16 protein-coding genes are annotated in these 15350 nt (G+C 31.3%); all 16 read right to left on the reverse strand.

The annotated features are described in order from the left end of the window. Window positions 1–4: 4 nt before the first annotated feature. The 16 genes from B8869_RS03920 to def are packed head-to-tail and all read right to left on the reverse strand — an operon-like array spanning window position 5 to window position 15347. Window positions 5–1375: a hypothetical protein gene (locus B8869_RS03920; RefSeq protein WP_084230411.1), complete on the reverse strand. Its 1371-nt coding sequence runs from the start codon at window positions 1373–1375 to the stop codon at window positions 5–7. Continuing rightward, entirely contained in the window at window positions 1359–2777 is a 1419-nt protein-coding gene (locus tag B8869_RS03925) for a sensor histidine kinase (protein ID WP_084230412.1), read from the reverse strand. The genes B8869_RS03920 and B8869_RS03925 overlap by 17 nt, the downstream gene beginning before the upstream one ends. Before the next feature lies 1 nt (window position 2778). Further along, window positions 2779–3462 carry a response regulator transcription factor gene (locus tag B8869_RS03930; RefSeq protein ID WP_084230413.1) on the reverse strand — a complete coding sequence of 228 codons (684 nt, stop codon included), beginning with the start codon at window positions 3460–3462 and terminating at the stop codon, window positions 2779–2781. Window positions 3463–3471: 9 nt separating this feature from the next. Further along, complete coding sequence (locus B8869_RS03935) at window positions 3472–4686, reverse strand: CdaR family protein (protein ID WP_084230414.1); 1215 nt, start codon at window positions 4684–4686, stop codon at window positions 3472–3474. Further along, window positions 4670–5500, reverse strand: coding sequence for a diadenylate cyclase CdaA (gene cdaA / locus B8869_RS03940; protein WP_084230415.1), 831 nt, complete (start codon window positions 5498–5500; stop codon window positions 4670–4672). The genes B8869_RS03935 and cdaA overlap by 17 nt, the downstream gene beginning before the upstream one ends. Continuing rightward, the gene (locus B8869_RS03945) at window positions 5501–6052 is read right to left on the reverse strand and encodes a DUF5317 domain-containing protein (RefSeq protein ID WP_084230416.1); all 552 of its coding nucleotides are present in this window, start codon (window positions 6050–6052) and stop codon (window positions 5501–5503) included. It abuts the gene before it with no gap. 50 nt (window positions 6053–6102) lie between these two features. Then, window positions 6103–6732, reverse strand: a complete 630-nt coding sequence (locus B8869_RS03950; protein ID WP_084230417.1) for a thiamine diphosphokinase — start codon at window positions 6730–6732, stop codon at window positions 6103–6105. Beyond that, window positions 6729–7376 (reverse strand): ribulose-phosphate 3-epimerase, encoded by a 648-nt coding sequence (gene rpe / locus B8869_RS03955; protein ID WP_084230418.1) that lies wholly within the window; start codon window positions 7374–7376, stop codon window positions 6729–6731. The genes B8869_RS03950 and rpe overlap by 4 nt, the downstream gene beginning before the upstream one ends. After that, the gene (rsgA, locus tag B8869_RS03960; RefSeq protein WP_084230419.1) at window positions 7373–8227 is read right to left on the reverse strand and encodes a ribosome small subunit-dependent GTPase A; all 855 of its coding nucleotides are present in this window, start codon (window positions 8225–8227) and stop codon (window positions 7373–7375) included. The genes rpe and rsgA overlap by 4 nt, the downstream gene beginning before the upstream one ends. A gap of 7 nt (window positions 8228–8234) precedes the next feature. Beyond that, window positions 8235–10220, reverse strand: a complete 1986-nt coding sequence (gene pknB / locus B8869_RS03965) for a Stk1 family PASTA domain-containing Ser/Thr kinase (RefSeq protein WP_084230420.1) — start codon at window positions 10218–10220, stop codon at window positions 8235–8237. A gap of 7 nt (window positions 10221–10227) precedes the next feature. After that, complete coding sequence (locus B8869_RS03970) at window positions 10228–10941, reverse strand: Stp1/IreP family PP2C-type Ser/Thr phosphatase (protein ID WP_084230421.1); 714 nt, start codon at window positions 10939–10941, stop codon at window positions 10228–10230. Then, window positions 10925–11959 (reverse strand): dual-specificity RNA methyltransferase RlmN, encoded by a 1035-nt coding sequence (rlmN, locus tag B8869_RS03975; protein WP_084230422.1) that lies wholly within the window; start codon window positions 11957–11959, stop codon window positions 10925–10927. Before rlmN ends, B8869_RS03970 begins: the two co-directional genes overlap by 17 nt. Continuing rightward, entirely contained in the window at window positions 11949–13268 is a 1320-nt protein-coding gene (gene rsmB, locus B8869_RS03980; RefSeq protein ID WP_084230423.1) for a 16S rRNA (cytosine(967)-C(5))-methyltransferase RsmB, read from the reverse strand. The genes rlmN and rsmB overlap by 11 nt, the downstream gene beginning before the upstream one ends. Before the next feature lie 4 nt (window positions 13269–13272). Beyond that, window positions 13273–13938, reverse strand: coding sequence for a zinc metallopeptidase (locus tag B8869_RS03985; protein ID WP_084230424.1), 666 nt, complete (start codon window positions 13936–13938; stop codon window positions 13273–13275). 4 nt (window positions 13939–13942) lie between these two features. Then, window positions 13943–14860, reverse strand: a complete 918-nt coding sequence (gene fmt, locus B8869_RS03990; protein ID WP_084230425.1) for a methionyl-tRNA formyltransferase — start codon at window positions 14858–14860, stop codon at window positions 13943–13945. A gap of 4 nt (window positions 14861–14864) precedes the next feature. Beyond that, window positions 14865–15347 (reverse strand): peptide deformylase, encoded by a 483-nt coding sequence (gene def, locus B8869_RS03995; RefSeq protein WP_084230426.1) that lies wholly within the window; start codon window positions 15345–15347, stop codon window positions 14865–14867. Window positions 15348–15350: the final 3 nt, after the last annotated feature.

Consider the following 15350-nt stretch of genomic DNA (forward strand, 5'->3'; position numbering starts at 1 on the left):
ACCTCTAATTCGTGTTTAATTTTTCTTTAATATTAATTGAGTTACTACCTACAAATCTCTCAATTTGAACAATTTCTGAACTTTGCGGTATTTCTATTGAATATATTTTCTTCGAACCCAATGCTGCATCAACTATATTATAAATGTTTAAGCTGTTATTTTCTATAGTCACTATAAATCTATTATTTGATGACATAACTGCATCTTTCAAATCCGGCAAATATGTCTTTATATTTTCAAAAGGCATATTTAATTCAGCAGTATTTTCCAAGATTCTATTTATATCAATCCCTAAGTCAAAAAAAACATCTTCTTTTGAAGCATCTCTGTATGTCATCAATCCAAAAACTTCAAACCTCCCATTTTTTCTCCTTATTCCAAAATTGGAATCATTTATATAGCCTTCTTCTGCAGATTTTAAAGCTTGTTTTTTAAATATTTTATCCCCATCATCAATCAACTTAGATAGAGGAATTCTCCTATCTTTATCAATTTCATTTGTGTATTTAAAAGTTAGACTTTTCCTATCGTCTTCATAATTCTTCTTTAAGCTAATATAATCTTCTGATACATACATTATCTCTGAATTTTCTGAATCTTTAACTTCTTCTGTCTTTTTAGAATCTCCAGTTTCATTGATCAATGTTACATACTTATTTTCTTCATCTATAGATATAATTCCCTTTTCACCGATAATTTTTAAACCTTCTACCTCTCCAACTGATTCTAAATCGTTGTTATTGAACTTCAAATAGAAACTTCTATAGTTAAACCTATTTTCATCATCATACTTTAGTCCTATTAAGATTCCATTATCTTTAGAATTGGCATCCAGTTTTTCTTTTAGATTTGTAAGTTTTGATTCCTCTCTGCTTTTAATATCTTGAAATTCTTCTTCACTTACATCTTCTGAAACTCTCGATAGTTGTAGAAAAACACCATCTAAATATATATAACATTCATTTTCTTCAACTTTTAGAATTTGATAGACTAAGTCTTTTGAATTATATAAATTTACAACAGTGAGTTTTTCCTTATCTATACCTAAGTCACTAGGTTCAATTTGGTATTTTCTCTCCAAAAATTTTTCAGTATTAACTACCTTTGATTTAATCGAAGGATTTTCAAAATAATATCCATCTATTATAAACCCATTGTTAGAAAAATATATATCCGAACCTATTTTATCTTTATAATTAAAATATTCCTTGTTATCTTTTATAAAAATAACTTTTGTAACTGTCCAACTCCCATTGATAGGCGTTTTATTTATCTTAGGAGCTGCTATATTTCTCATATTAATATTTACAAATGAACATCCTGTAAGTGCCATTATAATAAACATTAATCCTAAAACTCTAATTTTCTTCTTCATCTTTTTGTACCTTTACTATTGGTAGAGTTACTTTGACAGTTGTTCCTATATTCTTTTCAGAATATATATTTAACTCTCCTTGATGCAAATTAGCAATTTCGTCAGCTATAGAAAGTCCTATCCCACTATGGCTCTTTGAATGCTTTCCTTTATAAAATTTTTCTTTTACATGCTGAATTTCATCTTTATCTATTCCCTGTCCATTATCTGTTATAAGAATAACTATGCTGTCTTCCAAAACACTGGATGTGAATCTTACAAACCCATCAGTTGATGTAAATTTAATAGCATTGTCAAGCAAGTTTATAAGCAACTGTCTTATTCTATTTTCATCACCTATTAAAATTGCCTTTTCAGAATCTATGTTGGATTGAAATTCAATTTTGTTTAACTCGGCTCTTGGTCTCATTTGTTTTGCTATATCATTTAAAACATCCGTCAAATTTAGAGTATCTTTTTCAAGTTGAATTCTACCTGATATAAATCTTGAAAAATCTAACAGTTCTTCAACCATCTTAGAAAGTCTATCTGTTTCATTTTCTATTATATTCAGTCCATCGTTTAAAAGGGTCTTTTCATCTTCTCTTGCACTCTTTAGCACTACTGCCCACCCTTTAATAGATGTTAAAGGTGTTCTAAGCTCATGTGATATAGAAGATATGAAATCATTCTTAATCTGCTCTCTTTTTAAAATTTCTTCTGCCATTGAATTCAACGTCTTGCCAAGCTGACCAAATTCATCCGGAGTGTTTAATTCAGACCTAATTTTGTATTGTCCATCAGCCATTTTCGCCGCAACAGATATCAACTCTCCCATAGGCTTTACTATAGAATTTGCCAAAATCAAACTCATTACAGTTGTTATAGCTATTACAACCACGCCCAATCCAAGTATACCAAGAGATGTCTTTAATATTTCTTTGTTAGGTTCTTCTAAAGAGCTTATAAATCTTAAATATCCTATATCCATACCAGCTGAATTGCGTAGTTTGCCGGTCAAAGCCATGACTTTATCATTAGTGTAGCTATTAGAGCCTATAAAAGTGGACTTAACTCCATTTTCTGCAGACTTAACATCGTATGTAATGATTGTGTTTGTTGGCATAGCACCTATAGAGTCATAGATTACATACTTATCATTGTTCAAAATTTGAACCTCTGAATTTGTATTCGCCCATAGCATTTCAGTATCTTCCAAGATTAAATCCTCTAAAGTTCTATCCGAATAAAATTTCTCAAAAGAATCTATAGATAAATTTAATCTTGATGAAAGTTCATTTTCTATATTTGAATAGTAGAAATTTCTAAATCCAACTATCAAAAACAAACTTATGATAGCTACAGTAAGTATGATAATAAACAGGAAATTTTTGACAAGCTTTTTTCCTATTGAATACTTCAACTTACACCCCTGACCATCTATACCCTACGCCCCAAACAGTTTCTATATAAGTTGGTTTGGCTGCATTCTTTTCTATTTTAGAACGTAATCTACGTATATTTACATCGACAATTTTAGAATCGCCAATAAACTCTTCTCCCCATACCATTCTCAAAATCTCATCTCTCTTAAGAGCTTTTCCAGGATTCTCCATAAAAATCTTCATTATTTGATATTCAGTAGGAGTTAGTACTAATTCAATATTATCTTTGTAGAATCTTCTTGAATAAGTATCTAATTTGAAAGGTCCTTCTATCATCATATTTTTTTCTGTATCTTCTATTTCTAAACGTCTTTCAAGAGATTTTATTCTTAGAGTTAGCTCAGTTGGATTAAATGGCTTAGTCATGTAGTCGTCTGTTCCATATTGAAGTCCCATTATCTTATCATAATCTTCAGCTTTAGCTGTCAGCATTATAATCCCAAGATTTGGAAATTCTTCTCTAAGTGTTTGACAAACTTCAAAGCCATCTATCCCTGGAAGCATTACATCCAAAACAACTATTTCAGGTTTTACTTGTCTTGCTATGTCTATTCCATCTTCACCCGTTCCAGCTTCATAGACATCGTAAAATTCTCTTTCCAGATTTATCTTAACAAATTTTCTAATTGACTCTTCATCTTCTACTAAAAGTATTTTTGTCATATTATCTACCTAAAAAATTCCCTTCTTCTTTATTTCCAACTTAACTACTTTAGGACTTATTTTTTCAACCTTAAATTCTTTTGGTACCTCTATCTTAGGTGCTATTTCATAAGTTCCAACTCCTAAATCTTTTAAATTCAAAATAACTTTTACATCTTTTTTATTTAGTGTTAAATCTTCCAAAACATTCTTTTGTACAAATTCAACATTCAGATTATTTAATTCTGAAACTATTTCTTTATCGTCTAACCCCTCAAAAATTATATCTTCTTTACTAAAATTAATAGCAGTTTTCTTAGGTGTTAAATCTTCTGAGGAAGCTACAATTTTTATATCTTTATCTACCAATGAGACTCCATCTGGTAAAACTAATCCCACTTCAACTCTATTTCCTATCAAGCTATTAACGTCCACAGGTTGAGTTGTAAGTTCAGTTATTCCATTTATTACAGCTGAATTTCCTCTAATCATTACAGAACTTGGTTCTATAGAGAATGCTTGAGTGTCCATTCCATCCGGTATTCTACCAATAATATTCAATCTTATTGGCACTGTCATAGTTTTTAGTACCGGCACTTCGATATCTATCGAACTCGGTGTTATTGTAAGATTATCAATTTCTTTTCCATCTTTATCATAGGCTATTATCTTACCTGTCTTAACTTCACTCTTATACATTTCTGTAACATCTACTTCTGATATTATCTTTTCTATTGAATGTACAATGCTTGATGCACCTTTAACATCAACTTTTTCAGCCGGCTTTATATTTCCCAATACATATCCTTCAGCAAGTTGTCCCTTAGTGCTTATAACAGCTTCCATCTTTTCTTCTATAACTTCATCAATCTTTACAGTTATTCTTGATGGTTCTTTAGAAGCTACTCTAACTCCACTGTTGTTATCTATGCTTACCTTTATAGGAATGCTATTTTCCCCTTCTGAATATCCGGATAGATTAATAGATGCTAAAATATTTTCTCTACTCATTCTTGCCATTTCAGAAGTCTTACCAGAAATAGATATATTAGTTTTTAAATTCATATTAGATACTACAGCTAAATTATGTTCCTTAATTTCAGCTAAATTTTCAAAACGCACATCAACATCTTTATATGTTACCGTTCTTTCAGGGTCAACTTCACTTCTCACGTATGACCATAAAAAGAGTGCAAATATAATTGATATGAATTTAAACATGGTGTTTTTACTCATTTTTCGCATTTTTTTCACCACCAATTTTCCACTTAAATAAACTACTTTGATTTACTAGTGTTGGATTATAAATCTTATTAAGTATTGTCTCCAAAGTTTCTAAATCTAAGTATCTTGAAATTTTTCCTTTTTCAGCTACAGATATAGATCCTGTTTCCTCACTTACCATTATGCTCAAACAATCTGATTTTTCACTTATTCCAATTCCGGCTCTATGTCTTGTTCCCAACTCTTTTGAAATATTATCTGCATCGCTAAGTGGTAAAAAACAAGAAGCTGCCACAATTCTATCTCCCTTTACTATAACGGCACCGTCGTGCAAAGGAGTGTTTGGAATAAAAATATTTATTATCAATCCACTTGATACCAATCCATCAACTCTTGTTCCCGTTTCTACTATTTCATTTAATCCAGTTTGTCTTTCAACTATTATCAGCGCACCTATCTTTTGTCTAGCTAAAGAACCCACTGAATCACATATTTCCGTTACAGTACGCGGAACTCTTACAACATCTCTAGAATTTCTAAATGAACTAGAAGATCTTCCTATAAGTTCAAGTCCCTTTCTAAGTTCCGGCTGAAATACAACCAAAATGGCAACAATTCCCCAAGTCATTAATTTATCAAGTAGCCAATAAATGGTATAAAATTTTCCCCACTCACTCAATTTAGTTAAAATCAAAATTACTATTATACCTTTTGCTAATTGTTCCGCTCTAGTTCCTTGCCAAAGTTTAAGACAATTATAAGTAAGTATTGCTATTATAAAGATATCTATCAGGTCTCTTATTCGTATATAATTAAAAATTTCTTGTATATTCATCTATGTCTCCTGTTTAAAAACTACTCCCGCCTGAATTATTATAGCTAAAAACAATCCAAATGCTATAACTATGTCTCCTACACTAATAATAGTTTTGTACGGTATTGGTAAATAAATTATATCCGATAGAAAATAAGCTTTAGGGTTTCCAAAAACTCCATGGCTTAAACTTCTAAAATTGAGTATAATTTCAGCCCTCTGTTGTGGAATTTTACTCAAATATTCATATTTAACCGGCATCTTACCATTTAAAATAATTGGAATAACATTCATTATAAATCCAGTGCCCATCAGAACAAGCCCCTTACTTTGAAAATTAAATATTAATGTCATCCCCAAAATGGTTAAATACAAGATGTGAAAAAAGCTATAGTATTTAATAAACACCCATGTCAATTTTCCGAAATCATGAGTAGTTAATATAGTTAAGAGTACATCTATTCCCACACCTAAAAATAAAAGCCCAGCATATTTTATTTCCATCTTATTTAATTCAAGATTGCCAAATATTTTTGCAACTATTACACCAAGTATAAGTGCTAAAAAAATCATTCCTATCTCCTATAATATCACAATTAGATCTATTTATAAAAAAGGATTTATCAATCAATAGACCTGATGATAAATCCTCTTCCCTCGTGTACTGTGATTTTTGCTGTGTCACCCTTAATTTCGTTACTGACACCTCTAATTTCACTTGTTGAAATTTTTAATTCATCAGCTTCATATTTCATTCCATCTGTAGAATAAACTATTTCTTTACTTATAGCCACTACACTGATGTAACCATGCCTATCTTTCTTAAAGAAATACTCTCCTTTTTCAACGTACTCTATTATATTATGGTTATCTACCATTTTCGCTCTAGTCTTTCCAAATAGCTTTTGCAATAAAAATATATTAGCAAGAGTGTGATCCATCCTAGTGCCTGAAGCTCCAAGTATTATTATTTCACTAAAGTTCATATCAAGTACAATATCTATTGCAGCCTCTGTGTCTGTAAAATTTTTAATTGGATTATAAACTCTCTTTTCTATATTTTTTTCTTCAATAAATTTTTTTCCTTTTTCATCTATTGAATCAAAATCTCCAACTATTATGTTTGGCAAGATAGTAGAATTGTAAAAATTTTTAATTCCACCATCACAACATACTATATACGCATCTGTTGTGTACTCTTTTAATATTTCAGGATTTACTTTGCTCCCTCCTGAAACTACTACACCTTTCATTTTCCAATCCTTTTAAAATCTTCAATAGCTTTCATCGGATCTTCCACTCCAAAAACAGCTGAACCGGCAACTAATAGATTTGCTCCACTTTTATAAACTCTCTCTGCATTATCTAACTTAACTCCCCCGTCAACTTCAAGAATACAGTTTGGATTTTCTCTATCGATTATCTCTCTAGCACATGCTATCTTGTCATAAACTTGCTCTATGAATTTTTGTCCCCCAAATCCAGGATTTACACTCATCAGTAAAAGTAAGTCTAAGTCTTTGATTGTATAATCTAAAATGGACAAACTCTCAGCTGGATTTATTGCTAGTCCAACTTTAACGCCTTTTTCTCTTATCAAGTTTAAAGTTCTATTTAAGTGCTTTGTAGCTGACGCGTGGACTGTTATTATATCTGCTCCTGCTTTTACAAAGTCCTCAATATATCTTTCAGGTTGCTCTATCATCAAATGCACATCAAACGGTATTTCTGTTAACTCTCTAAGTTGAGAAATTATAGCTAGCCCAAATGAAATATTTGGTACATACATTCCATCCATTACATCCACATGAACATAGTCTGCTCCAGCCTTGTTCATCATTTCAAATTGTTCTCTTATTTTTGTAAAATCACATGATAGTATTGATGGTGAAATCATACGCGCTCCTTTTCTTTTAACTCATTGTAAATTTGAACATAACTATTATATCTTGATTGAGGAATTTCTCCCTCTTCCACTAATTTCTTTATTGCACACCCAGGTTCATTTATATGTCTGCAATCTTGGAATTTACAATTTTCTCTATTCTTTTCAAGCTCTCTAAAATATTCTTTTAGTTCATCTGCTTTTATATCTAATTCAAAACTTGAAAATCCAGGAGTATCAAATACATAAGTATCGTCATCCCCAGAAATTATTTCAACGTGTCTCGTTGTATGTGTTCCTCTTTTTGTCTTTTCAGACACATCTCCTATTTGAACGTCTTTCTTTAATATGTGACTAATTATAGTAGATTTGCCTGCTGCAGAAACTCCCGAAAGAGCAGTGGTTTTTCCCTTTAGATACTCTCTTAGTAAATCAACTGTAAAAGTGTATTTATAGGAAATTAAAAAAGTTTTAAAACCTGCTTTTCTATATGTTTCAAATAAGTACTCTGCTTCTTTTTTATCTAAATCATATTTATTTATAGCTATTAAGATTTCAACTTCATCTTCATAAGAAGCTATTATCTTATCTACTAAATTTAAATTATACATAGGGTCTTTAGTTGGAATAACTATCAACACTTGATCAACGTTTGCAACAGTAGGTCTTTTCAGTACATTTTTTCTAGGATATATATTTTCAATATATCCTAGATTGCTTTGCATTTTAAACTCTACAATATCTCCAACCAAAGGTTTTTTATCCTCATTTCTAAAAAGACCTCTGGCTCTTGTTTCATAAACTGTATCATCACTAATTACATAGTAAAACCCACCTGTTAATTTTATAATTTTACCCTTCATATATCACCTATTCTAAAACAATGTCTTTTATTACTTTGCCATCAAGTATAACTTCAAATCTGTCACCTTTTTTAGCATAATCAATATTTTGGACAAAATCTTCTTTTAGATTTTTAAAATCGGCAAGTACATATTGCTTGCCGTTTTTAGTATATCTTGTAATTGTTAAACTATGAGTTTCCCCATCATCAGGTACATCTACATTTATATCTGAAGGAGCTGATGAATGTTCTTCTCTTGATTTCTTATCAGAGTTATCATTGTCATTGGAACTTTCTTCAGGCCCTTTACTGATAAGCAGTTCTATAACTGAACCTTGTTCAGCTTCTCCCTTAGGGTTATAATCTGAAACTTCACCAAAATCAACATTTGAAGAATTAACTTCTTTGATTTTAACTTCAAATCCCAAACTCTTCAGAGTTATCTCTGCATCATCTACGCTCAAACCAGATATATTAGGAATTTTTATAACTTTCTTATCTTTACCTGAAGATATATATAATTTTATTTTTGATCCAGCAGGTACATTTTCTCCATTTTCAGGTTCTTGTTGGAATATCTGACCTTCTTCATAGTCTGCAGATGGTAAATTCTTTATATCACCAACCAAAAGACCTGATTGATCCAATAATAATTTTGCCTGTTCTAAAGTTTTTCCAACAAGATTTGGAGCAACAACTGTTTGTGGTTTCACATTTACCTTAACCACTACAGTACTTCCTTCTTTTATCTTCTCTCCCGCTATGGGATCTTGACTTAAAACTTGTCTATCTTCAATTTTTGAATCTTCACCTTGATCTTCAACAGCTTCTATATCTATTACTAGCCCAAGAGCTTCTAATTCTTCTCTAGCTTGTTTATCACTCTTGCCTACCAATCCAGGCACTGTTACAATCTTTCCTTCTTGTGATGATTTAAATGCATTTGGTCCTATATATATAATTAAAAATACAAGCAACAAAGCACATAGTACACCTAACATTACAGGTAGTGATGATTTTTCTTTCTTCTTATATTCTCTAGATTCAGATTTCTTTTCTCTAGGATAATTTTCAGTTGCTCTTCTTCTAACTACTTTTTTAGATGGCTCTGTATTTCTATTGGCGTATAGATTAGAAGTCCTTCCCGTTCTTGTAGTAGTTGAATACATATTAGGATTAGTTTTCCCAAGTTGTATATTTTTTATATCCTTCATCAACTCTGAGACATCTGCATATCTATCGTCAGGGTCTTTTTGTGTCATTTTCAATACTATTGAATCAGTTTCTTTAGATATATCCGGCACCACTGTAGAAGGTATTGGCATATTACCTTGTACTTGCATAAGGGCAACTGACACAGGGTTGTCTGCATCAAAGGGCACTCTGCCAGTCAACATTTCAAACATAACTATTCCAAGTGAATATATATCTGATCTATGATCTACTTTAGAACCTCTTGCCTGTTCAGGAGAAAAATAGTGTACAGAACCCATTATGGCATTTGTAGCTGTCACTGTTGCATTATCAGCGACACGCGCTATACCAAAGTCAGTCACTTTAACTCTATAGTCTTTTGTGACCATTATATTCTGACTCTTTATATCTCTGTGAACTATCCCCTTATTATGGGCTACTTTAAGAGCTTCTGTTATTTGAGCTAAATAATTAAGAGCTCTTTTTTCAGGTATTTTACCTTCATCTGCTATTAATTCTTTTAATGTCTTACCATCTATAAATTCCATTACTATATAGTGAACTTTTTCGCTATCAACTTCTTCAGTCCCAACATCATAAATACTTACAATATTAGGATGTGATATGCTTGCAGCTGCTAAAGATTCTCTTTTAAATTTTCTAATGAAATTATTGTCATCGTTATATTGAGCTTTCAACACTTTTATAGCTACTATTCTATCTAGCTTGTGACAATGAGCTTTGTATACATCTCCCATTCCACCTGTGCCAATTTTCTCTAATATTTCGTATCTATTACCAAGTATTTTCCCTATCATAAAGCACCTACTTAATTTCTATAATGATAAATGTAATATTGTCAATTCCGCCTGCTTTTAAAGCTTTTTCTAATAGCTCATCAGCTGAATCTTCAAGTTCTTCATTTTGCAAAACTTTTAACATTTCTTCGTTTGAAACCATATTTGAAAGTCCATCTGAACACATAAGTATCTTTCCTGAGTTCAAATCGAAACTCATCACTTCTGGAATCAAATTTTCCGAAGTACCTATAGCCCTAGTTATTACATTCTTCTTCGGATGTTCCTTAGCTTCTTCTTCGGTGATTTCTCCTAAGTCCACTAAGTAATTTACAAAAGAATCATCTCTTGTAATCTGTTCTATACTGCCGTCTATTCTGTATATTCGACTATCTCCTACATTAGTATAGAAAAACTTATTGTCGTATACATATACTATACTAATAGTGGTACCCATACCTCTTAAATTTAATTCTTCCAGAGATTTTTTATAAACTATTTCATTGGATTTTCTAACAGCTTCTTTTAAACTTTCTATAAGCTCTTCAGTACTTTTAAACTCTTTTTTTGACAATTCTTCAACCACTGTTTCTACTGCCATTTTAGATGCAGTTTCTCCAGCCAAATGTCCACCCATTCCATCCGCTAAGATAAATAAATTTCCATCTTCCTTAGGAACATAATAATAGTCTTCATTGATTTCTCTTATATTACCTTTATGGGTTCTATGAACAAACCTCATTAATACCACCTTCATACTTTCTTCTAAGTTGTCCACATGATGCACTTATATCTTTTCCAAGTTCTCTTCTAACAGTAACCTCAGCTCCGTAAGATATAAGTTTTGATTTAAACTTTTCAATTTCTTCAATAGATGGTCTACCTTTTTGATATTCCTCAATCGAATTTAAAGGAATCAAATTTATATGATATTTTAATCCCTTAAGTAAATCGAATAATTCTTCTGCATCTGATAAAGACGAATTTTCTCCACTTATTAATGTATATTCAAAAGTTATCCTACTCTTAGTCTCTTCTGAATAGTATTTACAAGCTTCTATTAATTTGTCAAGATTATACTTTCTATTTATTGGAAGTACTTTAGACCTCGTCTCATCATTTGGGCTATGCAGAGATATCGCCAATGTTATAGGCAAATTTTCTTTAGCTAAATCATATATTCTATCGACTACCCCGCAAGTTGAAATAGTCATGTTTCTATAACTCATGTTGTGACCTTCTTCAGAATGAAAAATTTTTAGAAACTTTATTACATTTTCATAGTTATCTAATGGTTCTCCACTCCCCATTAGAATTATATTAGAAACTCTTATGCCAAGTTTGTTTTCAACACTATAAACCTGTCTTAACATTTCTGCCGGAGCTAAATTCCTTATAAGACCTGCTTTTGTTGACGCACAAAAAACACACCCCATTCTGCACCCAACTTGCGTTGAAATACACTGAGAATAGCCGTGTTTATATTTCATCAAAACTCCCTCTACTAAATTTCCATCATTTAATTTAAAAAGATATTTTTTAGTTGAATCTAACTTCGATGAAAACTCGCATTCAATTTCTGCTATATCCAAATCAGAGCCAACAGCTTCTATAATATCTTTAGATAAATTCGAATTTTCAATATCAATCCTCTGATTCTTATTAAAAAACGTATATATCTGCTTAGCTCTAAACTTAGGATATCCATTTTGCTGAGTCCACTCTTGTAACTCAGCAAGTGCCATATTATTAATTTTCATTTACCTTTACCAATCTAGTTATTGAAAAACCATCTGTTCCATGAACATTTGGATATAGTTTTAAAGTATCCTTTTCTTTAGTTTTTATAACTTCAAAGTTTGAATTTTCTCTTAAAAATTCAGCAATCACTTCTTCATTTTCTTCAACTGTTAAGGTACAAGTTGAATATATTATCATACCTTTAATTTTAACATATCTTGCTGCATTTTTTAGTATGTCGCTTTGAATCTTTGATAAACCTTTAATATTTTCTAAACTTCTATTCCACTTTATCTCAGGTTTTCTTCTTATAAGACCAAGCCCTGAGCACGGAGCATCTACGATCACAAGATCAAACTTATTTTCTAAATTCTTATTATAGATTGTTGCATCATTTTTTATAATTCCCGAAGACTCCAAATTTAGTCTCTTAAAATTTTCTTTAACCAAAGAAGTTTTCTTATCTGAAATATCACAAGACAGTATACTTGCATCACTATTTAACAGTTTTGCATTTATAGATTTACCTCCCGGAGCGGAGCATAAATCAAGAATATCTTTTGCTCTATAATCAGATAACTCCACTGCTAAAATAGATGCCTCATCTTGTACATAAAATTCTCCTTTTTTAAAAGATGAAGTCTCTATTATCCCACTTGGATTTTCTATCTGTAATGCATATTTGGAATACTTAGTTTCGTTTACAACGTATCCATCTTTTTCTAAAGTTGCTTTTAAATCCTCTCTACTACATAGTTTGGTATTCACTCTTATCGTAAATGGTGGCTTATCATTATTAGCTTTTAAAAGTTCTTCTACAAATGCCTCTTCTTTTTCACTCAACAAACTCTCTACGTACTCAATAGGGTGTGAATATAACACAGAAAATTTTTGAGCTATGTCTTCTATTTCATCTGTATAAAAATTAGATTTTATTATCTCATCTTTTTTGGCCACAATATTTCTAAGAATTGCATTTGTAAAACCAATTGAGCCTTTATTCCCGTATATTTTAGCAAGTTTCACAGACTCATCCACAACAGAATAACTAGGAACCTTATCTAAAAATAAGATTTGATAAACTCCAATCATAAGGATATTCAAAATAGTTTTATGTATTTTTTTTATTCTAATTTTAGAATTCTTCCTTATGACATATTCTAAAAGTAGTTTGTTTTTAACTACGCCTGTTGTAATTTGAGTAAGTAAATTATAATCCCTTATATCATCTTTTGGTTTATATGCTATCAAAAGTTCCTCATTTAGAAAGGCACCTTTATAAATAACATCGTCAATTATAGTTAGTGCCTTTCTTCTCATATCTTTCATTCTTCTATCTTTTCCTTGAAATGCTCAACAATCTCAACAATTGTAAAACTGCCATAACTGTCGATGCTACATAAGTAAGTGCCGCTGCACTTAAAACTTTTTTCGAACCAATAAGAGCTTCATGTCCCATGTAGTTTTCCAATTCAATTTGAGCTCTTCTTGACGCATCAAATTCAACGGGTAGTGTAACTATGGTAAATAAAACTGAAGCTGCAAAAAATATTATTCCAACATTGACTAATACTCGTGAAAAAATAAGTCCCATTATGACCATATATACTCCAAAATTAGAGCCTATATTTGCCATAGGAATTAAAACACTTCTTAGTTTTAGTGGTGTGTATCCTTCTTGATGTTGAATTGCGTGTCCAACTTCGTGAGCTGCAATCCCAAGAGAAGCTATACTTGTCTTTGAGTAAACTCCATCAGATAAATTTAATTCTCTTGTCTGTGGATTGTAGTGATCTGTTAAATTACCAGCTATTCTATTTATTCTCACATCATACAACCCATGGCTATGCAATATCTTTTCAGCAACATCTGCACCTGTAAGCCCCGTTCTTGAATCAATTTTAGAATATTCAGAATAAGCACTTTTAACTTTATATTGTGCGTATAACAATAGTAAAATTGCCGGTAGTATATAACTTAAATAATCATATCCGTACAAAAAATCACTCCCCTAATATGGTTCCCTCTTCAAGTCTATTTCCCAACATAAAGCTTTTGGAGTCCATTCTTTTCTTTCCAGGCATTTGAAGTTCTTTTATCTCTATTGCTCCATCTAAAGTTTTGACCTTTAATCCAGATAAAACTTTGCCCGGTTTTTCGTTAGAACCATCATCTATAGACTCTACATCAAATATCTTTATTCTATCGCCTTTATATTGAGCTATAGCTCCACCTCTATCTGTCATACCTCTGACTAATCTATCTATTTGGAAAGTATTCATACTATTAAAATCTATATATGCAGTTTGCTTTGTTATTTTTTCAGCATACGTTGAAATAGATTCATCTTGAGGTTTATATACTATATTCCCATTTTCTACATCTTCTAAAAACTTTAATATAAGCTTTGAACCCATTTTTGAAAGTTCAAGTGCCAACTGTTCAGAATTTAAATTTTCTATTGAAATAGATTCACTTAAAGCCACATTCCCAGTATCAAGACCTTTGTTCATCTTCATAATTGATATTCCGGTTTCTTTATCTCCATCAATTATCGCTCTATTTATAGGTGCCGCTCCTCTTAGTTTTGGAAGAAGAGATGCGTGTATATTTATACAGCCGTACTTCGGCATATCTAAAATCTCTTGTTTTAAGATTTGACCATATGCCACTACCACAAATACATCCGCTTCTATATTTCTTAAAACTTCAATGGATTCTTCACTATTTATATTTTCAGGTTGATAAACTTTTAAACCTAAATTTTCTGCAGCCAGTTTTACTTCTGGAGGTAATAATTTTTTACCTCTCCCCTTTTTTCTGTCTTCTTGAGTCACAACTAATTCAACATTATGATATTTATTAATTTCCTCAAGTGGCAATACAGAAAATTCAGGAGTCCCCATGAATACTACTTTCAAATTACTATTCCTCGCTTATATCTTCTAATTCACTCAAATCATACATCTCTTCAGCTCTATCAGAATATAGTACGCCATCTAAATGGTCTAACTCATGTTGTACAATTCTAGCTAAAAATTCATTTACAACCACTTCGTGTCTTTCTCCACTTTCATCTGTGTACTCAAGTTCAAGTTCATTATATCTCTTTACTCTACCTTGCTTTTGTGGCACAGAAAGGCAACCTTCCATTCCCAATTGTTCACCTGTAGGATTTTTTATAACAGGATTGATTAAAGTAAATTTATTTCCTTCTCTGTCATCTATAACCACTATTCTCTTTAAAATTCCAACTTGTACTGCAGCAATTCCAACTCCATCAGAGTCATACATTGTATCGTACATATCGCTTATAAGTTCTCTAACTCTAGGAGTTACTTCTGAAACCTCTTTTGATTTCTTTCTTAAAATTGGATCTCCATCTATTCTTACATTTCTAATAGCCACTAT

Origin of the sequence: Peptoniphilus asaccharolyticus DSM 20463 (assembly GCF_900176115.1) — a bacterium.
In the GTDB taxonomy this organism is placed as follows: Bacteria; Bacillota; Clostridia; order Tissierellales; family Peptoniphilaceae; genus Peptoniphilus; species Peptoniphilus asaccharolyticus.